Origin of the sequence: Tardiphaga sp. 709, from assembly GCF_032401055.1 — a bacterium.
Lineage (GTDB): Bacteria > Pseudomonadota > Alphaproteobacteria > Rhizobiales > Xanthobacteraceae > Tardiphaga.
In genome coordinates this window covers 2,667,673-2,687,218 of sequence record NZ_CP135529.1, presented here as the reverse complement: position 1 = coordinate 2,687,218, position 19,546 = coordinate 2,667,673, and the positions used below count along the sequence as shown (strand labels likewise).

The following is a 19,546-nucleotide window of genomic DNA, read 5'->3' as shown; positions in this document are numbered from 1 at the left end:
TGAAATATTCTCCGCTCATGCAAATGCCGGCGGTCCTTGTGCTTCCTCGGAAACACTTGGACACATCTGCAATTCGGAGTATTAGGCGCGAATTATATGGCGTTTAGAATAAATCGAACTTCGCGGGATATGCCCAAGGTGTGTGATCCGTGCACCAATAGGCGTCGAGATAATTTGTAATCGTTCTAAACGAAGGGCGACGGCTAGCCTGCGCCAAACGATTGGTCACTGGACAAGCGCTGCGCGTAAGCGCCGCAGTCACCGACACCTGGGATAAGGGAATATCGGGATGCCTCCGATGTTGTCTGACTGACTGGCCTTCCGAATGTCCTGCAGGCACGAGATTGAATAATGCGCGTTCTACTGATCGAAGACGATGCCATGTTCGGCAAGGCGCTGGTGCGCGGCCTGAGCGAGAATGGTATGAGCGTCGACTGGGCGCGCAATGGCCGTGATGGCTTCGCCGCGATGGACCGATCGGAATATGCGGTCGCATTGATCGATATCGGTCTTCCCAAGATGTCCGGTCTGGACGTGCTCAAGGCGAAAAGGAAAGCCGGCATGACCACGCCGGCCCTTATCATCACCGCGCGGGATGGCGTGTCCGACATGGTGGCGGGTCTCGATCTCGGCGCAGACGATTACATCGTCAAGCCGTTTGAACTGCCGGTACTGCTCGCGCGAATCCGCGCAGTCACGCGCCGCGCCAATGGTCGCGTGGTATCGCTCATGACGTCCGCGGAGATCACGCTGGATCCATCGACGCAGGTGGCGACCTTCCGCGATATCAAGCATCTGCTGTCGGTGCGCGAATTTGCGGTGCTGCAGGCCTTGATGGAGCGGCCCGGGCAAATCCTGTCGCGTAGCCAGATCGAGAGCCGGATTTACGGCTGGGGCGAGGAAGTCCAGAGCAACGCGGTCGACGTTCTGATTCACGGACTGCGCAAGAAATTCGACAAGGATATTGTCCGCAATGTCCGTGGTGCGGGCTGGATGGTCACCAAGGAGGGCGCATGACGTCGTTGCGAAAGACCGTGATGACGTATGTCACGGGTCTGCTCATTGTCGTCGGCGTCGCCGCATCGGTTATGTCCTATTATTTCGTCAAGTATGAGGTGAACAGCTTCCAGGACAACGCTCTTCACGAGGTTGCGCTTACGGCGGGCATGGTGTTCCGGCATGATATCGAGCCGCGGATCGATGCCGAACTGGAAGACCAACTGGTGATCCAGATCTGGGATCAGTCGAAACAGCTCATTCACCGTTCGGGCCCTTCGGTCGATATCCTGTTTCAGTCGGAACTCGGCTATGCCGACGTGACCGCGGGTGGAGAGCGCTGGCGCGTGTTCAGGTCGCGCGACGCGACGCATGCGATCCAGGTCGCACAGCGCTGGAGTGCGCGCGAAGAAGTGGCCGCCTATGCGGCCGCGGGCGCTGCGGTGCCGCTGGTCGTTGCCATCCCGATTGCGTGGCTGATGATCTGGTGGGCCGTGAAGCGCGTATTGTCCGGGCTTGGAACACTGTCGGCCGATATCGGCCAGCGCAGCGCCGATGCGAAGGACGCGCTCAGCTTGACAGGCGTTCCGGTCGAAGTCGCCCCGCTTGTGACAGCCATGAATTCCTTGATCGAGCGACATCAGACCGCGCTGGAGACCCAGCGCCGCTTTGTGTCTGACGCGGCGCATGAATTGCGGACGCCGCTCGCGGCGCTTCAGATCCAGATCGATAATCTGCGGGCACGGGAGCTCAGTGAGCCTGAGCGTGAGATCGCGCAGGATCTGCTCGACGGGATTCGGAGGGCCTCTTATTCGGTCAACCAGTTGATGACCATGGTTCGCGCCGATGCCGGCATCGAAAGCGAAACCGAAGTCGTCGATGCGGAGGCCTTCGTGCGGCTGGTGGTGTCCGGCTTCGTGTCCATCGCGGAGGCCAAGGGCGTCTCGCTCGCGATCGTACCGGGGACGCGTGATGAACTGAATGTCCGTGCCGCCGATCTCCGGCTGATCGTCTCGAACCTGCTCGACAATGCGGTGCGCTACACGCGCGCCGGCGGCGCGGTCAGCATTAAGGCTGAGCGCCGAGGCACGGATTTCGTCATCGAGGTGATCGACAGCGGATGCGGAATACCGGAATCCGCCGTGCCATATCTCTACGATCGCTTCTTCCGTGCGGCGCCCATGGATATCGATGGCACCGGGCTCGGATTGGCGATTGCCCGAACGGCGGCGGATCGTAACGGCTTCGGTCTCGATATTGCAAACCGCGACGATGCTCAGGGCGTCAGGGCTGCTGTCTCGATCCCACTCGGAGAAGTGTCGAACGAAGTCAGGCAGTTCGAAGCGGCGTAACCGCGCTACGCGTCGTCACCTGGAACGGCATCAGCGAGCGCACGCAATGTCTCGGGTTCGCGCAGCACGATGCGCTGCCGGCTGCTTTCGATCAGCCCGCGCTGTTCCCAGGTGCTGAGCGTGCGGCTCACGGTGAAGACCGTGGCGCCGGTCATTTCAGCGATATCCTGCCGGCTCAACTGGAAATCGATCTCGACGCCTTGCGCGGTCTTGCGGCCTGATTGATCGACCAGCCGAAGCAGAGCATGAGCAACGCGTTGCTCGACCTGCTGGGTCGACATCTCGACCACGCGCGTATGAGCCTCCTGCAGCCGGCTACCGACGGTCTTGAGCGTGTTGGCGGCGAGGGCGGGATAGTCGGCAACCAGCCGCGTCCAGACCGCGGTGGGCCACACCAGAACCACGCTGTCATCGACGGTCGTTGCGGTCGCCGGATAAGTCGTCAGCCCCATCGCCTGGCCGATCCCGAAGATCTCGCCGGTCGCGACATAGCGCACGATCACCTGTTCGCCGGCGGGCGTCATCTTGGTCGCGCGGATATGGCCATGGAGCAGTAGATAGAACGAATGGACGTCCTCGCCCTGCTCGAAAATCACCTTGTTCTTCGGGACGCGGATCGAATGCGCCTCGCGCAGGATCGCCTCGCAGGCTGCGGTGTCGAGACTCTCGAACAGCGGCAGATGCGCGACCATGGAGCTGTCGACCGCCGACATGCGTTCTCCGTCAAGTTCCCGTTCTGGCCACTTCTAGACCGTGATTGCGGGCGTCGATCAAGCGGAAGTTTGCGCTGGCGCAATGTCGAGGCCGGGCGGCAGGCCTAATTTGGCGCATCCGGCTGAAATGACCGGAGTTTACGGAGAAATACGATGCGCAAGGCTCTCATGCTTGCAACCGCCGCCGTCCTTTTCGCTCTGACAGGTGCCGCTGGCGCTGCGGAGGTCGAGGTCAAAATGCTCAACAAGGGCGCCGACGGGGCCGCAATGGTGTTTGAGCCCGCACTGGTCAATGTGCAGCCCGGCGATACCGTGAAATTCGTGTCGACCGACAAGGCACACAGCGTTGAATCGGTCAAAGGCATGTTGCCCGCCGATGCGTCCCCGTTCGTCGGCAAGATGAGCCAGGACCTCGTGGTGACCTTCGACAAGCCCGGCGTCTACGGCGTGAAATGCGCGCCGCATTACGGCATGGGCATGGTGGGACTGGTGGTGGTCGGTACGCCAACCAATGCGGCCGAAGCCAAGGCAGTGACCCATCCCGGCAAGGCCAAGACAGTGTTCGCGGCGCTGTTCGAGAAAGTCGCCGCGAAGTAACACGCCCCAAACGGGAGAGTAACGATGACGCTTCTTCGTGTTCGCTCCATCGCCGATTGGCCGTTGCTCTCGGCCGGCTTCCGCCCCTTTTTCCTGCTCGGTGCGTGTTATGCCGGCTTGGGAATTCTGATCTGGATGCCGGCCTTCCATGGCCGGCTGGCGCTGGCCACCGGTTTTGCGCCGCGCGACTGGCACATTCACGAGATGCTGTTCGGCTTCATGTCGGCCGTCGTCACCGGCTTTCTGTTCACGGCCATTCCGAACTGGACCGGTCGACTGCCGATCCGCGGCTTGCCGTTGCTCGGGCTGGTCGTCCTCTGGATCGCCGGACGGATTTGCCTGATGTTTTCGGCCTATACCGGCTGGCTCACGGCGATGCTGGTCGATGTGAGTTTCCTGACGCTGGTCGCTGCCGCTGCAACCCGCGAGATCGCGGCGGGCCGCAACTGGCGCAATCTGCCAGTGGTCGGCATCGTCGCCTTCCTGCTGGTCGGCAACATCGCCTTTCATGTTGAAGCTCATCTTGCTGGCGTCGCAGACATCAGCATCCGGATCGGCGTCGCGGTCGTGGTGTTGCTGATCTCGCTGATCGGCGGCCGGATCATTCCGAGCTTCACCCGCAACTGGCTGGTGCGCGAGAATCCCGGTCGGCTGCCAGTGCCGTTCGCGCGTTTCGATATGGTTGTCATTGCCGTCAGCGCCGCCGCGCTGTTGCCGTGGATCGCGCGGCCCTTTGGCGAGCTAACGGGGGCAGTTCTCGCGCTGGTCGGCTTGCTGCACATCATGCGTCTTGCGCGCTGGGCCGGCGATCGTACGTCGCGCGAGGGCCTGCTGCTGATCTTGCATATTGGTTACGCTTTCGTGCCGCTGGGCTTCCTGCTGAATGCCGCAGCGGCAGCAGGATGGGTCGCGGCTAGCGCCGGCTTGCATGCATGGATGGCAGGCGCGGCTGGCGTGATGACGCTGGCTGTCATGAGCCGGGCAACACTGGGCCATACCGGTCAGGCACTGCATGCCTCACGCATCACGCTGATGATCTATGCTGCCGTCATCGTGGCGGCACTGGCGCGGATCGGCGCCGTGATCGAGCCGGCTTACAGTCTGCCGCTGCTCCATGTTGCAGCATTGACGTGGGTCGCAGCCTTTATCGGCTTCGCCGTCTCATTCGGTCCGCTGCTGATCGGCTATCGCAAGCCGCGCCGTTCCGCCGCGGCGATGGCGCTCAGTCGCTAACTCGGTGAAGGCCGCTCAGGCCTTCACCGCCGCATTCGAAAATGCCACCTCGATCAGCGTGCCCGAGCTCGGAGCGGTCTTGATCTGGAAGCGCGCGTTGTTGGCTTCGACCAGCGCCTTGGTCAGAGACAGGCTGACGCCAGAACTCTCTGAAGAGTCAGCCGGCGTCGAGCTACGGAACGGTTCCATCGCGGCGGCGAGTTCGTTGTCGTTAAGGCCGTGACCGGTGTCGCGGACGCGCAGCACGATCTCACCGAAGTCCGACAATGCGGTGGAGACGATCACCTGACCGCCGGCATTGGCGAGATGGATTGAGTTGCCGATCAGATTCAGCGTGATCTGTCGTAGCGCGCGGGCGTCGGCAACGACCGTGGGAAGCAGATGCGCCAGCGAGGTACGGATGATGATGCGGCCGCGATTGGCCTGCGGCTGCATCACCGCAACGCATTGCTCCACCATCTCGTTGAGGTTTTGCGTGGTGAAAGCGAGATCGATCTTGCCGGTCTCGATGCGTGACAGATCGAGCAGATCGTTGACGATCGCGATGACGCGTTCACCCGAGGCGCGAATGTCTTTCATGTATTCGACATAGCGCTCGTTGCCGAGCGGGCCGAAGCGCTGGTCGACCATCACTTCCGCGAAGCCGATGATGGCATTCAGCGGCGTGCGGACCTCATGGCTGATCCGCGCCAGCACATCGGCCTTGGCCGTTGCCGCACGATCGGCCTGACGGCGTGCGTTCAACAGTTCGGTTTCAGTCTTCTTGGTCTGCGTCAGGTCGCGGAATACGGCAAAGAAGTTCGGTCCATCCGTGCGCGTGCGGCCGATGGTCATCGACAGCGACACGAGGCCGCCGGCGCGCACCTGGCCCAGGGCCTCACGGCCATGATCCACCAGGCTGGCCACGCCGGATTCCTTGACGCTTGCGAGATAGTCCTGCACCACGCGGCGGCTTTCTGCTGCGAAGAGGTCGGTCACATTCCGCTGCGTCAGTAATTCGCCGCTATAGCCGAACAGCGCCTCGGCGCTCCGATTGCAGGAATTGATGTTGCCTTCGGCGTCGAACATGATGACGCCTTCGGCCGTGGTATCGAGGATCGTGGCCAGATCTTCGGCATCGATATGGCCAGCGGGCAATGGCGCGTCCGCAACGGGCGCAGCGATCGTAACAGGGGCGGCGACAGGCTCTGCCTTGGGCGGAGAGAAAATCAGCGCATGCGCCAGTTCGTTGTCCCATGAAATCGTGTACAGGCGCGCTTCGGCGGGCACTGCGTTGCCGGACTGGTCGCCGCCTGAAATCGTGACGGCGGTGCCGCCATCCGAGGTACTGGCCGCAGAAGAGACATCAGCTCCGACATAAAGCGCATCGAGGCCACCCGCTTCTTCCAGTGCGTTCAGGCTCGGATAGTTCATCCGGGCGAGGAAGGCAGGATTGGCGAACAGCAGGCGATCGAGGCGATAGATCAGGACGCCGACCGGCATCAGGTCGAGCAGCACCTTGTCGCGCATCATCTCGCCGCGTGGTGCAGCCGGTGGCGTTGTCAGCCAGGCAGCCTGTGACGCCGCCTCAGTTGGCTGAGACAAGGTCTGGACAGCCGTCGGTGCATCGTCCGTCTCGCTGTCCGCTTCGGGTGTGTTCGTGCTTGTGATCAGTCCCGTTTCCGACTCAAGCCGTGCCGACAATTGCCGCGCAAGCTCGTTGAAGGCGCTGTTCTCGACAGGCGTCAGTGCCGGCGATCTGGGATCGCCTGGTCGAAATGGCACGACGTTCTCGGGTGGTTGCACGGTGCTGTCCGGTGTGGTTGGCGGTGGTGTCTGTTCTGGTATCGGGTTGGTGGTGAGGGCAATTGGTTCATCGAGACTGTCGCCGACAGGGCCGGCCTGCGCGACATCGGCGGATAATGGTCGGGGCGGTGGATCGCCGATGTGATCATGTCGACGCTGCTCGGCGAGCCGCGTCATTCCATCGAGGTCGCGGCAAACACCGAAACCGCGATAGCCGGTGAAATTGCGCTCGCGATCGAACAGCGGCAGGCCAGAGAGTTCGACAGGCAGGCGGCCACCGCCATCCACCGGCCAGAGCAGCGTGATGCCACTCCACGTCTGCTGCGTGGCCATCGCCTTGACGACGTGGCTATCGGGATCGAGGTTGAATTCGGCTGTCAGATCGTTCCACTTGTGGCCAAAGCTTGCCGCTGTGCGTGGGCCGATCAGGTGGATGAACTCGTCAGAGTTCAGTGTGAAACGCTTCTCCGCGTCGATCTGCCATACGAAACGGAGCGGTGTCGTGCGCGGTTCGATTTCTGGCAGCGCAACGGACGCAGGTTGGTCGGCAACGGCTTCGACGGTGGGCGATTGCGCATCAGTCCCAGTCGGTGCGTCGGCATGTGCGATGGTTTCGGCGATCACCTCTTCGAGATGTACGTCGCGATCGATCTCGGTGTTTTCCGGCTCGATCGGAGCGTCGATGTCGATGGCGTTTTCGCTCGAGTCTTTTGCCCCGGGGGCCTGATCGAATTCGACAAACAGATCGCTCGGCTCCGCAAGGGCGCTCTGCGGTTCAACGCTGGCCTCCGGTTCTGCTGGAGCCTCAAGTTCTTCTTCGCTCGGTGCCGGATGCACAGCGCCCGGCGCAATCAGCGCCACCAGTCCGACATCGGCGCCACTGCCCACGCGCTGCAGTACCATGCGGCCAAAACCGATAGGCGTTTCAATACGGCCGTCCTTCAGCGCGCCGTCGCGCGCATGATCGAGGCCGGCATCCGAGAGATTGCGAAAGCCGAGCAGCGCCCGAGCCATTTCGTTGGCGCCGACGAACAGGCCGTCGCGTGCAAAGGCGGCGATCGGAGTGTCGATTCCCTCGACGAGATTTTGCAGCCGTTCGACCAGCGGCATGCCGCGGCCACCGAGCGGCTCCGCTGCGACAACGAGAATGCCGCTGCCGCCATCGGGAAATTCAAGCTGCGAGCAGGCGCAGGTCATCAGACTGCCCAGCGGGGCGCCGAAGCCGCGCAGGCGCTCCAGCCGCATCGCGCCACTGGCCGGCAGCCGTGAGCTGAGCTGGGCTATCTGGCGGCGATGGGTATCGGCGGGTCCGAAAGTCCTGGCAAACAGGTCCGCTGCATTACGGGCGCCGAATAGTCGCGTGCCGACCGGATTGGCCCACAGCACACGGGTGCCGTCGCGCGACCACAGCCAAACCGGCTGGTTGCTGGTGGCGTGTACGGCCAGCCGTGCATCGCCAACGCCCCGCAACTGAAAATCCGCATTGTTCATCGGCACTTCATGACTGACTCGTTGGGCGTCCGTCCGGTATCCGCGTCACAGATTGCGGGCCAAACGATGGCATCCTTAATAATTCGTTAGTATCGCCCGCGCAGACGCGCAGGTCCACGTCCCCCGCCCATTCCAGCAGGCCAAAGCAGCAATAACGTTAATCCGCTCCGAGGGTTCGGCATTCTGCCGAACGGAGGGGCTGGGCCATGCGTTGGCAGTTGCAAAACAAAAACAAAGGTCCACGATGGGATCGGACGAGGACGGGACGCCGCGTCACATCGGCGATGCCAAGCTCGGCTAGATTGCAGTGGGCGACACGGGAGACGGTGCCGTGGATGGCTTCGTCAATGCAAAATGGAGCGGGACATGACCGACCAATTCGAAATTCCGAAGGAAATGCGCGCAATGGCCGAAGCCAGCTTTGACCAGGCCAAGCAGGCATTCGAGAAGTTTCTGGCCAGCGCCCAGAGCACGGCGTCGTCGATCGAAAACCGCGGTGAGACCGTGCGCGCCGGCGCCAAGGATGTCAGCACCAAGGCGATCGCTTATGCCGAGAAGAACGTCGCCGCGTCGCTGGATTATGCCCAGCAGCTGCTGCACGCCAAGGATCTGGGCGACGTCATGCGGCTCCACAGCGAATACGTGCAATCGCAGATGAAGTCGCTGGCAGAGCAGGCCAGCGAAATGGGCCAGATCATGAGCCGCGCTGCCATGGACGCCGCCAAGCCCAAGAGCTGACCGACCTCTGCGCTCTCCGTTCTGCAATCAATGGTTGATATTTGGCGAGTTCCATGACGTGGGCGCGCATTCGATCCGGGTCTCATGCGATTCTGCGGTGCAATATTCTGTTGCGTCGCACAATTCCGACATGATATTGCGGTAACCACAATGACGCATCGCTGATGGCGATGCCGCTCTGTTTCCCGCCAGCTGATGAAAGGCACCGGTGCCTTCCGCAGCCTCCACGGGTTTATTGATTTCACCCCCACCACGAAGGATGCACGCTATGGCCGAATCGACCGATCCGTTCTCATCTTCCGTTATCCCGTTCCAGGTGCCGGAGCAGGTCCGCGCGTTCGCCGAAAAGGGCGTCTCGCAGGCGCGCGAGGGTTATGCCAAGTTCAAGGACGCTGCCGAGACCCATAACAGCACGGTTGAAGCTGTGTTCGGCACGGCCACCAAGGGCGCTGCCGAATATTCGGCCAAGCTGCTCGACATTGCCAAGACCAACACCAATGCGGGCTTCGACTTCGCCCAGTCGCTGATCGGCGTGAAGTCGCCGTCGCAGGCGATGGAGCTGTGGACCGCTTTTGCGCGCAGCCAGGTTGAAACCTTCACCGGTCAGACCAAACAGCTGGCCGAACTCGGCCAGAAGATCGCCTCCGAGACCGCCGAACCGATCAAGACCGGCGCTTCGAAGCTGTTCCAGCCGGCCGCCTGAGCCGATCGCACCGCCAAATAATCGAAAGCCCGGGCCGCAAGCCCGGGCTTTTGTTTGCGCCAAAAATCATCATCGCGGCCTTGCCAAAGTGATGCGTTGCACCTAGTTTCCCGCCTGTTCGGGACCCCCTGATTTTGGGGCCGGTCAGGATGCAGTTGTAGCTCAGTTGGTTAGAGCGCCTGTTTGTGGAGCAGGAGGTCGGTGGTTCGAGACCACCCAACTGTACCATACAAATCAATCATTTAGCCGATTCGAACGTGGCCGTTGCTTTGGGCTGCGGCAATGTCTGACCGCGTGGGTCGGGCCGGTAACGCCGGCGCGCCGGTCAGATCATTCAGCGTGCCCACGATCTGCTCGGGGCTGTAAGGTTTCCGCACAAACAGCCCGCCTTCGGGCAACTCGACGTCCCAAATGCCCGCGTGCTTCCGCTAGGCCGGTCGTGGAACTCGATTGCCATCGTTCCGTTGGCTTCCCAACGACCGGGAGGCAATCATGATCGACGCTGATATCAGCAATACCGCTATTGCGATGATGTGCGACATCGCGCGTGCCTCCGGGCTCGATCTCAATGCCGAAAAACGTGCCGTGCTTGACGGGCTGATTGCCCAAGGGCTTGTCGAGGTGATCGATCAAGCCAAGCCGGCAGCGGCGCCGAAATTTGCGATCACGTTGAAAGGGCAGCAGCTCCTTGACGAGCGCGGCGTTGGCGTCAACGAGGCCTGATGCGGTTTCCTGCGTTGATCGCTTTCGCTGTTACTTGCCTTTGCAGAGGACCTCGCTGACCCCGCCGAGCACCGCCTTGGTCCAGATCGCATAGCCGGCATCATTCAGATGAACGCCGTCGGTTGTGTATTTCGCCGGCATGGACGGGATGGTGACAAGGCTCGCGCCAGCATCGCCGGCGATGGTTGGCAGCAACGCGTTGTAGTTGTCGATCGCCCGGTCGTTGATGCGCGCGTTATCGGATTTGCCAGCTTCAGCAGGCGTCACGGTCGCGATGGCCATTCGTGGAGCCGTGGATTTCAGCGCCGCGAGCAAAGCGAGATAGTTGGTCCTGTATGAGTCCGCGTTCACAGGGACCGCAGCATCGTTGAGTCCGAGGGAGACGACGACCATGGCGGCCTGCTTCCCGCCAAGTGCTTTTGTCAGCATGGCATCGAGACCGCTCGATGTCGTCGACCCGTCGATTCCGGCATTGACGATGGGCCGACCGCAGACGGCACGGGGGAAGGTTGCGCGTTTGACGATGCTGTCGCCGAGGATGATGACGGGATCATCGACCTGTTTCAATGCTGCCCTGATCAGAAGCGGGCGCGGCGGCGTCGCGTCATTCCCTTTGGGCCATGCCGCCCAGCCGCACAATCCCACGAATCCGACAATGCCAATACGGGTCCAGTTCATGATCGTGAACCGCCCGCACAGGTTCGGAGTGTCGCTTTTGTCTCACTGTTCATCCTGGACCGTCTCTCGCACGAGGTCGCGACGGGGCAACGGCGCCGCGATGTTCGGGAGAAACTACAGGGCCGGCGCGAAGGCAAGTCCGATCCCCGTCACGTTCGCCTTGCCAAGCTGGCAATCGTCTCCGACACTCCCACGATAACGTGCAACCAGGGGGAGACTATGCCGGTACGTCCAGGGATTTTGAGCGGGTCGCTTGCCATGTCACTCATGATCGGCGCGTCGTTCTCGGCGACGCCGTCACAAGCCTATACCGAGGATCAGCAACAGCTTTGCACCGGCGATGCCTTTCGGCTCTGTAGTGCAGCCATTCCGGATGTCGACCGCGTGACGGCGTGCATGATCCAGAAGCGGGCGCAATTGAGCCCGGGCTGCGCGCAATTCTTCCGGGCAACCCCGGCCAGCGCGCGCAGACCCGCGGGCAAGTCGCGAAGGACGAAAAAACCGACGCGTCCGAGCTGATCAGGCTTCGCTTTCACGTGAACGTTTAGTCAACGTGCAGAACGGCGTGATCTCGCCGAGTCGCTGCACCGTGATGCCGTCGATCGTGGCAAAAAAATGAACCCGTGACAAACTGACACGTTGGTATCACGCCACGAAGCAACATCTCCGGACGATGAGGAGCGTCATTTTGAGCAGTAAAGCCAATATCGACTACAAGGCCGAACTCAATCGGCACCTTGCATGGTTCGAAACCAAACTTCCGCCCGGCCCCGCCAGATTTGTAGGCTGGTTGCGCAAGCCCTCGTCGAAGCTCGTTCGATTTCCGCTTGGCATTTTGCTCATTATCGGGGGCATTTTCAGCATTCTTCCCGTGCTGGGCCTCTGGATGTTGCCGCTCGGACTCATCCTCATCGCACAGGATATTCCGCCACTGGAAAAACCGGTGGCGCAGTTTCTCGGTTGGCTTGAGCGGAAGTGGATCGAACGTCAGCGCGCGAAGGGCATTGCTATCGAAGGCCCGGACTCAACGCGTTCCAACGGCGCTGATAGCAAGATTTGAGCGTCTGACTTGATAGCAGAGTGCGACAAAGTGGCGACAAGCGTACTACACCTGACTCATTTCGGGCCTGTTGCGCCGCACTGTGTGACTCAAAAACCAACATTCCAAACAAATCAGGCACATATCCTTGAATTACGCGTAAATATGACTTTAACGAATCAGCAGACTGATTCATTTTCGCCTCCTGGGGTCAATCTGGAGGCCAACATATGAACGTCATAGTTTTCGCATCGCGTAAAGGCGGCTCGGGGAAGAGTACCCTGGCTGCACATCTTGCTGCTCAAGTTCATAAATCAACGAAGCCTTGCTTGCTCATCGACGCGGATCCGCAGGGTTCGTTGACGCTGTGGCACAAGCTGCGGGGAACAAATGAACCGCCGCTGAAGATCGCAAATCGCAGCGTGACCGAAATGGTTGCCGCCGCGAAGCGTGACGGTTTTGAATGGGTGTTCATCGACACGCCGCCGAATACATCGGCTGTGGTCGACGATGCCATCAAGAACGCAACCATGGTGATCATTCCTGCGCGTCCCGGCGTGTTCGACGTCGACGCTGTGCAGAGCACGATCCAAAGCTGCCGTTCGGCCCGCAAGCCCTATGCGGTGGTCATCAATGGTGCGCCCGCACGCCGTGACGATTCCGAAAGCCGTATCGTGACGATCGCCCGCGAAGCACTCGCCAAGTTCAAGGCTCCGGTGTGGTCCGGTCAGATCACCAACCGTGCAGATCTCCTGCTCGCGCTTGGCAACGGCGAAGGCGCCCGCGAATATCAGGCAGAAGGTCGCGCAGCCAGCGAGATCGGGAAGCTGTGGGCGGCGATCGAACGTTCGATCAAGGCTATTCGCGGCAACGGATCGGCGACCGGCGCGATGCACAAGCAGGCGGCCTGATAGCCGTTCTGCTCTTTTGACCCCAGAAAAAAGCGCGCGAGACCTTCGCGCGTTTTTTGTCGTTTGCGGCTATGCCGTGGCAGCTAAGTCTTCAACGATCGCCGCTGTGGCTGTCCTCGTTGTCTTGCCCTGGGTGATGTCCAGGAAATGCTCGATATGGGCGGGCCGTCCGAGCAGATAGCCTTGGACTTCGTCGCAACTCTCATCGCGCAAGAACTGAAGCTCCGCTTCGGTCTCAACGCCTTCGGCTAGCACGGGAAGTCCCAATCCGCGACCGAGACCGAGCACCGCCCGCACGATCGCCGCTGCCTGGCTGTTGGTGTTGACCGATTTGATGAACGAGCCGTCGATCTTGATCTTGTCGAATGGAAAGGCACGCAAGTTCGACAGTGACGAATAGCCGGTGCCGAAATCATCCATCGCGATGTGAACGCCAAGCGCCTTGATCCTGCGCAGGGTGGAGAGCGCGCGATCGAAATCGCGGATCAGGGCGGTTTCCGTGATCTCCAGTTCGAGCCGGTGCGCGGGTAAGCCCGTTTCCAGCAGGATCTCATGGACGATCGCGACGAAATTGTCGTGATAGATCTGCACTGCGGATACGTTGACGGCGATAGTGAGTGGCTGCTTCCAGCTCGCGGCTTCCTGGCAGGCGGTGCGCAGCACCCATTCGCCAATGTCGAGAATCGCGCCGGCTTCCTCGGCAACGGGAATGAAGATATCGGGCGGCACGTTGCCGCGTACTGGATGTGCCCAACGCAGCAGCGCCTCGAAGCCGATGACCGTTCCGTTCTGAATGTCTTCTTGCGGCTGATAAGCCAGCTTCATCTGATTGCCGGCGATGGCGTGACGCAAATCGTGCTCGAGCATTCGCCGGTCGCGAACCGCTTCGCCCATTTCGGCCTCGAAGAAGCGATAGGTGGCGCGGCCCTCAGTCTTGGCCCGATAAAGCGCAGTGTCCGCATGGTTGAGAAGCGTCTCCGGATCCGTGGCATCGTCGGGACAAACTGCGATGCCGATGCTGCTCGAGATGCCGTCGTCCTTCGCGCGCAGCGTTTGGAGGATTTCCTCGGCGAGGCGTCCTGCTGCGTCGGCATTTGCCAGACCCGGCAACAGAATGGCGAATTCATCGCCGCCGAGGCGGGCCATCATCTGCCCTTTTCTGAGCATTGCCGTGATACGTGACGCTGCGGTCTGCAGCACCTTGTCGCCGGCGGCATGGCCGAACAGGTCGTTGACTTCCTTGAAGCGGTCGAGATCGAGGTAGAGCACGGCGAGCTTCTTGCCGTCTGTCAGTGCCGTGATTTCCTGATCGATCCGTTCGTTGAAATGGCCGCGGTTGGGCAGCGATGTCAGTGCGTCGTGTTGGGCGAGATAGCGGATGTGCTGTTCTGCTTTCTTGCGCGCCCGCAGGTCGCGAACGGCGATCACCTGATGTGGCCGTCCGGCGAAATCGATCGGTCGCAGGATCACCTCGACGGGAATCACCGAGCCATCGCGATGGCGCAAGCTGGCTTCGATCGGCTGGTTCGGGTAAGTGAGCAATTTCTTGCGCGAGATGTCTTCCGGAAAACAGCTTTCCAGCCTGGTGCCGACAAACTTCGTAGCGGATGAGCCTGCGAGAGTGGCGAAGCTGGTATTGACGGTGACGACTTCGCTGCCGTCACAGACCAGCAGGCCCTCGACCGCGGCATTGGCAAGGCCGAGCATACGGTCGGCCTCAAGCTCCGAGCGTCGGCGGTCACGGATATCGAGTATGATGCCGGCCAGCGCCATTCCGATGATGGCAAAGCTTGCGAGCGCGACACCGGTTGCGAGCCATCCGGCCGGCACGGCCAGTTGGGAAACTTCTACGGTGGGGTCGGGGATGATCGAGACCGCGCCCATCGCGGTGAAATGGTGGCTGCAGATCGCCAGCGTCAACAGCACGGCGCCGCTGATTTTCCATTTCTCCTCGGTGCCATAGAGAGCCACGGGAAGAGCCGCTGCGCCAATCAGCGCACCAAGCAAGATTGATACGATGACGAGCACCGGATCCCACAGGATAACCCCGGGGATTTCGAGTGCTGCCATTCCGGTGTAGTGCATCGCGGCGATGCCGCCGGCGACGATGGCGCCACCAAGCCATGGCCCGTGCCGCCAGTTCGGCAGCAATGATACCGCGAGTCCGGCGCCGGTCAGCAGGATTGCCGCGACCAGCGACAGGAGGGTCAGAATGATATTGTAGCCGCTTGGAATTCCTGGCGAGAAAGCCAGCATCGCAACGAAATGCGTTGCCCAGATTCCGAAGCCGATGGAGATCGCTGACACCATCAACCATATGCCGCGCATCTGGCCGCCCGATCCGCGAGCGTGGCGCAACAGGTTGACCGCAGCGAAGGATGCAAGCGCGCAGATGAGGGCTGCGAGCACCACGAGTTTCAGATCGTGGGCCGTCGCGATGCAATTATAGACCTTCAACATGAACCGATACCGCAACGGCGGGAATGCCGCGATTGCGGGCGAAGCTAGGGGGAATTGCGTAAGGAGACGTAAATACCGCCTGGCGGATGAGCATACCGCATCCCCGCTTTATCGCTCAGCATGCTTACGGAAATGCAAACTGGTATCTTTTCGCGCATTCCTATCTACCCATGCGGCAGCTCTGCTGCGTGCTGCACTTTTGCCGCGCAAAAATGATAACCAACGATCAACCCTGTCGCGAACGGCCTGACGTATCGTTGATGTGAGCCGTCACCGGTCGACGCGGCTGACCACGTCCATCAACTCCGCGATCTTGCGACGCTGATCGGCCTTGTCGCCTGACGAGATCGCGTGCTCCACGCAATGCGCAACATGATCTCGCAGGATCTCCTCTTCGACTCGCCGCAAGGCTGCGCGGGCCGCGGCGATCTGCGTAACCACGTCGATGCAATAGCGGTCGGCCTCGACCATGCCGGCAAGGCCGCGGACCTGGCCCTCGATCCGTTTGAGGCGTTTTAAACAGGACGTCTTGATCTCGCTGCGCATGAGGTTCATATACCCCCATAGGGTATAGGTTTCAAGAGGCGAGGTCACGGTGGCAGAGACAACTCACACGCATACGGGGCATGATGCCCATGCCGGTCACACGCATGGCGCATGCTGTTCGCATGGTCACCATCACGAGGCTGCGTCGGCCAAAGTGCTCGATCCGGTCTGCGGCATGACCGTTGATCCCGCGACCGCCAAGAACCGCCTGATCTATCAGGGGCATGAATACTTCTTCTGTGGTGCCCGATGCCGCGAGCGCTTCAACGCCGATCCCGAAAGCTTCCTGAAGCCGAAGGAGCCCGCCCCGCCAGCGCCGGCCGGCACCATCTATACCTGTCCGATGCACCCGGAGATCCGTCAGGAAGGACCCGGGAGCTGTCCGATCTGCGGCATGGCGCTGGAGCCGGAGCAGGTCTCGCTCGACGACAAGCCAGATCCTGAACTGATCGACATGACCCGGCGCTTCTGGATCGCGCTGGCGCTGACCCTGCCGGTCTTCGTGCTGGAGATGGGATCACATCTCGGCCTGATGCAGCTGGTGTCGCCGACAATGTCGAACTGGATCTCGTTCGTGCTGGCGACGCCCGTGGTGCTGTGGGCCGGCGCGCCGTTCTTCGAACGCGGCTGGCGCTCGGTGGTGACGCGCAATCTCAACATGTTCACGCTGATCGCCATGGGTACCGGCGTGGCGTGGGTCTACAGCGTTGTGGCCACCTTCGCGCCTGGTTTGTTTCCCGACGCGTTCCGTGACCATCACGGTGCAGTGGCGGTCTATTTCGAAGCCGCTGCTGTCATCACCGTGCTCGTTTTGCTCGGTCAGGTGCTCGAACTGCGCGCGCGCAATCAGACGTCAGGTGCGATCCGCGCGCTGCTCGGGCTTGCGCCGAAGACCGCGCGGCGCATTGGCAAGGACGGTGATGAGGACGTCGCCCTCGACGCCATTGCCATCGGCGATTTGCTGCGGGTGAGGCCGGGCGAGAAAATTCCCGTCGACGGCGTCGTTACCGAGGGACGTTCATCGGTGGATGAATCCATGGTGACCGGCGAGTCCATGCCCGTGAGCAAGGCCGAAGGCGCGCGCGTCATCGGTGGCACCGTCAATCAGAGCGGCGGCCTCGTGCTGCGGGCCGACAAGATCGGCCGCGATACGATGTTGTCGCGCATTGTCGACATGGTCGCCAAGGCACAGCGCTCGCGTGCGCCAATCCAGCGTCTCGCGGATCGTGTCGCCGGCTGGTTCGTGCCGGCCGTGCTGGCCGCAGCGGTGATTGCATTCATCGCCTGGGCGACCTTCGGGCCGGAGCCGCGGTTCTCGTTTGCGCTTGTTGCTGCGGTCACCGTGCTGATCATCGCGTGCCCCTGTGCACTCGGTCTCGCAACGCCCATGTCGATCATGGTCGGCGTCGGTCGCGGCGCCCATGCCGGCATTCTGGTGCGTGACGCCCAGGCGCTGGAGCGCCTGGAGAGCATCGACACCATTGTGATCGACAAGACCGGTACGCTGACGGAAGGCAAGCCGAAACTGGTGAGCATCTCGCCGGCGGAAGGTTTCAACGAAAGCAACATTCTGCAACTTGCTGCGAGTATCGAACGGTCCAGCGAGCATCCGCTGGCGCAGGCCATCGTCAATGAAGCAAAGCAACGCAATGTGGCGCTGAGCGATGCCAGTGACTTCGCCTCGCCATCCGGCAAAGGCGCGTCGGGTGTGGTCAATGGCAAGCGCGTTGCGCTCGGCAATGCGATGCTGATGGACGAATTGAAAGTGGATACGACGCGCTCCGACGGCGTCGCCGAACTGGCGCGGCAGAACGGTGCGACTGCTATCTTCGTTGCCATCGATGGTAGCGTTGCCGGCGTAATGGCGATTGCCGATCCGGTGAAGCCATCGGCGCAGGATGCGTTGAAGAAGCTGCGTGCCGACGGCCTGCGGATCGTCATGCTCACCGGCGACAATGCGACGACGGCAAAGGCCGTGGCAAAGACACTGGGTATCGATGAGGTCGAGGCGGGTGTGTTGCCAGAGCGCAAGAGTGACGTGGTCACGCGTTTGCGCGGCGAAGGCCGCCGGGTCGCCATGGTTGGCGACGGCGTCAACGATGCACCTGCGCTGGCTGCTGCGGATGTCGGTATCGCCATGGGCACGGGGACCGATGTCGCGATCGAGAGTGCCGGCGTGACCTTGCTGACCGGCGATCTGATGGGGCTGGTGCGTGCGCGCGAACTATCAAAGGCTGTGATGAGCAATATCCGGCAGAATCTGACATTTGCGTTCATCTACAATGCGGCGGGCGTGCCGGTCGCGGCCGGGGTGCTGTATCCGATTTTCGGTATTCTGCTGTCGCCGATGATCGGTGCTGCCGCGATGGCGCTGTCCTCGGTGAGCGTGATCGGGAATGCTCTCCGGTTGGCGAAAGTGAAGCTGGACTGACAATTCGCGGGCGCAAAAAAAGCCGGACTCAAACGAGTCCGGCTCTGAGGTATTGGCCTCGAGAGGCCGACACAATCACCTTCCAAGAGGGATTACTGAGACTTCGCGCCACTGGAGGAGGGGGACAAATGCGCAGCGCAAAATCTCAGCGTCTGAGAAGTATGATCCCTGAAGGTGGCATGCAGCAACGCATCACTTGGCATGTCTGACATGCTGGGAAGCGTGGGCATATCTGCCCTGAAATATTGCGGGTTAGGACGGCCAGCGCTGTGCCTTGCTGACGATGAAGTCGCGGAACACCTGCACACGGGCCACCGTCTTCAACTCTTCGGGATAGACAAAATAAGTGTCGAGTTGAATCGAGTCCGACTCGCTGAAGAGCTGAACCAGGCGATCGTTTTCTTCGACCAGGTAGTCCGGCAATGCTGCAATGCCCAAGCCCTGCTGGCAGGCGCGCATCAAGCCCAGAATGTTGTTGACCTTGAAGTAGGGTTCGCGCGGGCCGGAGCCGTTGCGCCCGGCATCGATCAGCCAGCTGCGATTTTGCAGGTGCGGGGACACCTGGGCGTCGCTGAGCATGATGATGCGGTGCCCGTCGAGTTCGTCGAGGGTGCGCGGGGTGCCGAAATGCTTGATATATTCCGGCGAGCAATAAGCGTGGAATCCCATGGCGAACAGCTTGCGCTGGATCAGGTCCGGCTGGGTCGGCTTGCGGGTGCGGATGGCCACATCGGCCTCGCGCATCGACAGGTCGAGTTCCTCGTCGGTGACGATCAGCGAAATGCGGATTTCCGGATAGAGCGCGGTGAACTCGCCAAGGCGTGGGATCAGCCAGTTGATGCCGACGCCCGGGGTTGTGGTCACCTTGAGGTCGCCGCTCGGCCGCTCGCGGCTGTCGGTCAGCTTCGCGCGGGCCGCCTGGAGCTGCATGAACACATCATGGGCGGTGCGGAACAGCAGGTCGCCCTGTTCGGTAAGGATCAGGCCGCGGGCGTGGCGATGGAACAGCGAGACCGCCAGCTCCTGCTCCAGCGCGCTCACCTGTCGTGAGACTGCCGATTGCGACAGGCCCAGTTGCTCGCCTGCATGCGTGAAGCTCCCCGCTTCCGCTGCCGCGTGAAACACCTTCAGCTTGTCCCAGTCCATATCT

General features: G+C 61.4%; 17 protein-coding genes and 1 tRNA gene. 12 read left to right on the top strand and 6 right to left on the bottom strand.

Features of this window, described 5'->3' with window-relative positions:
* The first annotated feature begins 351 nt into the window (after positions 1 to 351).
* Positions 352 to 1,017, top strand: a complete 666-nt coding sequence (locus RSO67_RS13240; RefSeq protein ID WP_089266246.1) for a response regulator transcription factor — start codon at positions 352 to 354, stop codon at positions 1,015 to 1,017.
* On the top strand, positions 1,014 to 2,348 hold the full coding sequence (locus tag RSO67_RS13235) for an ATP-binding protein (protein WP_315843830.1): 1,335 nt from the start codon (positions 1,014 to 1,016) through the stop codon (positions 2,346 to 2,348). The genes RSO67_RS13240 and RSO67_RS13235 overlap by 4 nt, the downstream gene beginning before the upstream one ends.
* A 5-nt stretch (positions 2,349 to 2,353) precedes the next feature.
* On the opposite strand, the gene RSO67_RS13230 is transcribed toward RSO67_RS13235, so the two are convergent.
* Positions 2,354 to 3,061: a Crp/Fnr family transcriptional regulator gene (locus tag RSO67_RS13230; protein WP_315843829.1), complete on the bottom strand. Its 708-nt coding sequence runs from the start codon at positions 3,059 to 3,061 to the stop codon at positions 2,354 to 2,356.
* Positions 3,062 to 3,214: 153 nt separating this feature from the next.
* On the opposite strand from RSO67_RS13230, the gene RSO67_RS13225 reads away from it, so the two are divergent.
* Both RSO67_RS13225 and RSO67_RS13220 read left to right on the top strand, forming a co-directional pair.
* Positions 3,215 to 3,658: a pseudoazurin gene (locus RSO67_RS13225; protein WP_315843828.1), complete on the top strand. Its 444-nt coding sequence runs from the start codon at positions 3,215 to 3,217 to the stop codon at positions 3,656 to 3,658.
* A gap of 24 nt (positions 3,659 to 3,682) precedes the next feature.
* Positions 3,683 to 4,891, top strand: coding sequence for an NnrS family protein (locus RSO67_RS13220; RefSeq protein ID WP_315843827.1), 1,209 nt, complete (start codon positions 3,683 to 3,685; stop codon positions 4,889 to 4,891).
* A gap of 15 nt (positions 4,892 to 4,906) precedes the next feature.
* On the opposite strand, the gene RSO67_RS13215 is transcribed toward RSO67_RS13220, so the two are convergent.
* On the bottom strand, positions 4,907 to 8,167 hold the full coding sequence (locus RSO67_RS13215) for a PAS domain-containing protein (protein ID WP_315843826.1): 3,261 nt from the start codon (positions 8,165 to 8,167) through the stop codon (positions 4,907 to 4,909).
* Between the two features lie 366 nt (positions 8,168 to 8,533).
* Here RSO67_RS13215 and RSO67_RS13210 point away from each other — a divergent pair, with 366 nt between their 5' ends.
* The 4 genes from RSO67_RS13210 (at position 8,534) to RSO67_RS13195 (ending at position 10,331) form a co-directional block, all read left to right on the top strand.
* A complete protein-coding gene (locus RSO67_RS13210; protein WP_115033036.1) occupies positions 8,534 to 8,905 on the top strand; it encodes a phasin in 372 nt (123 codons plus the stop codon).
* 268 nt (positions 8,906 to 9,173) lie between these two features.
* Positions 9,174 to 9,608 (top strand): phasin, encoded by a 435-nt coding sequence (locus RSO67_RS13205; RefSeq protein ID WP_116663246.1) that lies wholly within the window; start codon positions 9,174 to 9,176, stop codon positions 9,606 to 9,608.
* A 151-nt stretch (positions 9,609 to 9,759) separates the two neighbouring features.
* Positions 9,760 to 9,836: transfer RNA gene (locus tag RSO67_RS13200), tRNA-His, on the top strand.
* Positions 9,837 to 10,100: 264 nt separating this feature from the next.
* Positions 10,101 to 10,331 carry a hypothetical protein gene (locus RSO67_RS13195; RefSeq protein ID WP_315843825.1) on the top strand — a complete coding sequence of 77 codons (231 nt, stop codon included), beginning with the start codon at positions 10,101 to 10,103 and terminating at the stop codon, positions 10,329 to 10,331.
* 30 nt (positions 10,332 to 10,361) lie between these two features.
* On the opposite strand, the gene RSO67_RS13190 is transcribed toward RSO67_RS13195, so the two are convergent.
* Positions 10,362 to 11,009, bottom strand: coding sequence for an SGNH/GDSL hydrolase family protein (locus tag RSO67_RS13190; RefSeq protein ID WP_315843824.1), 648 nt, complete (start codon positions 11,007 to 11,009; stop codon positions 10,362 to 10,364).
* A 267-nt stretch (positions 11,010 to 11,276) separates the two neighbouring features.
* On the opposite strand from RSO67_RS13190, the gene RSO67_RS13185 reads away from it, so the two are divergent.
* The 3 genes from RSO67_RS13185 to RSO67_RS13175 all read left to right on the top strand — a co-directional run bounded on the left by RSO67_RS13185 (position 11,277) and on the right by RSO67_RS13175 (position 12,959).
* Complete coding sequence (locus RSO67_RS13185; RefSeq protein ID WP_315843823.1) at positions 11,277 to 11,528, top strand: hypothetical protein; 252 nt, start codon at positions 11,277 to 11,279, stop codon at positions 11,526 to 11,528.
* 169 nt (positions 11,529 to 11,697) lie between these two features.
* Positions 11,698 to 12,069, top strand: a complete 372-nt coding sequence (locus RSO67_RS13180) for a hypothetical protein (protein ID WP_315843822.1) — start codon at positions 11,698 to 11,700, stop codon at positions 12,067 to 12,069.
* 209 nt (positions 12,070 to 12,278) lie between these two features.
* Positions 12,279 to 12,959 (top strand): ParA family protein, encoded by a 681-nt coding sequence (locus RSO67_RS13175; protein WP_315843821.1) that lies wholly within the window; start codon positions 12,279 to 12,281, stop codon positions 12,957 to 12,959.
* Positions 12,960 to 13,028: 69 nt separating this feature from the next.
* On the opposite strand, the gene RSO67_RS13170 is transcribed toward RSO67_RS13175, so the two are convergent.
* Both RSO67_RS13170 and RSO67_RS13165 read right to left on the bottom strand, forming a co-directional pair.
* Entirely contained in the window at positions 13,029 to 15,419 is a 2,391-nt protein-coding gene (locus RSO67_RS13170; protein WP_315843820.1) for an EAL domain-containing protein, read from the bottom strand.
* A gap of 270 nt (positions 15,420 to 15,689) precedes the next feature.
* Positions 15,690 to 15,965 (bottom strand): metal-sensitive transcriptional regulator, encoded by a 276-nt coding sequence (locus RSO67_RS13165; RefSeq protein ID WP_089266249.1) that lies wholly within the window; start codon positions 15,963 to 15,965, stop codon positions 15,690 to 15,692.
* A gap of 175 nt (positions 15,966 to 16,140) precedes the next feature.
* Between RSO67_RS13165 and RSO67_RS13160 the strand changes: the two genes are divergently transcribed.
* The gene (locus tag RSO67_RS13160; RefSeq protein WP_315844243.1) at positions 16,141 to 18,396 is read left to right on the top strand and encodes a heavy metal translocating P-type ATPase; all 2,256 of its coding nucleotides are present in this window, start codon (positions 16,141 to 16,143) and stop codon (positions 18,394 to 18,396) included.
* A gap of 252 nt (positions 18,397 to 18,648) precedes the next feature.
* Here the strand turns inward: RSO67_RS13160 and RSO67_RS13155 are convergent, their stop codons facing one another.
* A complete protein-coding gene (locus RSO67_RS13155; protein ID WP_089266250.1) occupies positions 18,649 to 19,542 on the bottom strand; it encodes a LysR family transcriptional regulator in 894 nt (297 codons plus the stop codon).
* Positions 19,543 to 19,546: the final 4 nt, after the last annotated feature.

Coding starts and splice junctions, on each gene's coding strand:
- RSO67_RS13210 (WP_115033036.1), top strand. CDS start 8,534: ATGACCGACCAATTCGAAATTCCGAAGGAAATGCGCGCAATGGCCGAA.
- RSO67_RS13220 (WP_315843827.1), top strand. CDS start 3,683: ATGACGCTTCTTCGTGTTCGCTCCATCGCCGATTGGCCGTTGCTCTCG.
- RSO67_RS13170 (WP_315843820.1), bottom strand. CDS start 15,419: ATGTTGAAGGTCTATAATTGCATCGCGACGGCCCACGATCTGAAACTC.
- RSO67_RS13175 (WP_315843821.1), top strand. CDS start 12,279: ATGAACGTCATAGTTTTCGCATCGCGTAAAGGCGGCTCGGGGAAGAGT.
- RSO67_RS13205 (WP_116663246.1), top strand. CDS start 9,174: ATGGCCGAATCGACCGATCCGTTCTCATCTTCCGTTATCCCGTTCCAG.
- RSO67_RS13160 (WP_315844243.1), top strand. CDS start 16,141: ATGACCGTTGATCCCGCGACCGCCAAGAACCGCCTGATCTATCAGGGG.
- RSO67_RS13225 (WP_315843828.1), top strand. CDS start 3,215: ATGCGCAAGGCTCTCATGCTTGCAACCGCCGCCGTCCTTTTCGCTCTG.
- RSO67_RS13235 (WP_315843830.1), top strand. CDS start 1,014: ATGACGTCGTTGCGAAAGACCGTGATGACGTATGTCACGGGTCTGCTC.
- RSO67_RS13185 (WP_315843823.1), top strand. CDS start 11,277: ATGATCGGCGCGTCGTTCTCGGCGACGCCGTCACAAGCCTATACCGAG.
- RSO67_RS13215 (WP_315843826.1), bottom strand. CDS start 8,167: ATGAACAATGCGGATTTTCAGTTGCGGGGCGTTGGCGATGCACGGCTG.
- RSO67_RS13190 (WP_315843824.1), bottom strand. CDS start 11,009: ATGAACTGGACCCGTATTGGCATTGTCGGATTCGTGGGATTGTGCGGC.
- RSO67_RS13195 (WP_315843825.1), top strand. CDS start 10,101: ATGATCGACGCTGATATCAGCAATACCGCTATTGCGATGATGTGCGAC.
- RSO67_RS13165 (WP_089266249.1), bottom strand. CDS start 15,965: ATGCGCAGCGAGATCAAGACGTCCTGTTTAAAACGCCTCAAACGGATC.
- RSO67_RS13155 (WP_089266250.1), bottom strand. CDS start 19,542: ATGGACTGGGACAAGCTGAAGGTGTTTCACGCGGCAGCGGAAGCGGGG.
- RSO67_RS13230 (WP_315843829.1), bottom strand. CDS start 3,061: ATGTCGGCGGTCGACAGCTCCATGGTCGCGCATCTGCCGCTGTTCGAG.
- RSO67_RS13240 (WP_089266246.1), top strand. CDS start 352: ATGCGCGTTCTACTGATCGAAGACGATGCCATGTTCGGCAAGGCGCTG.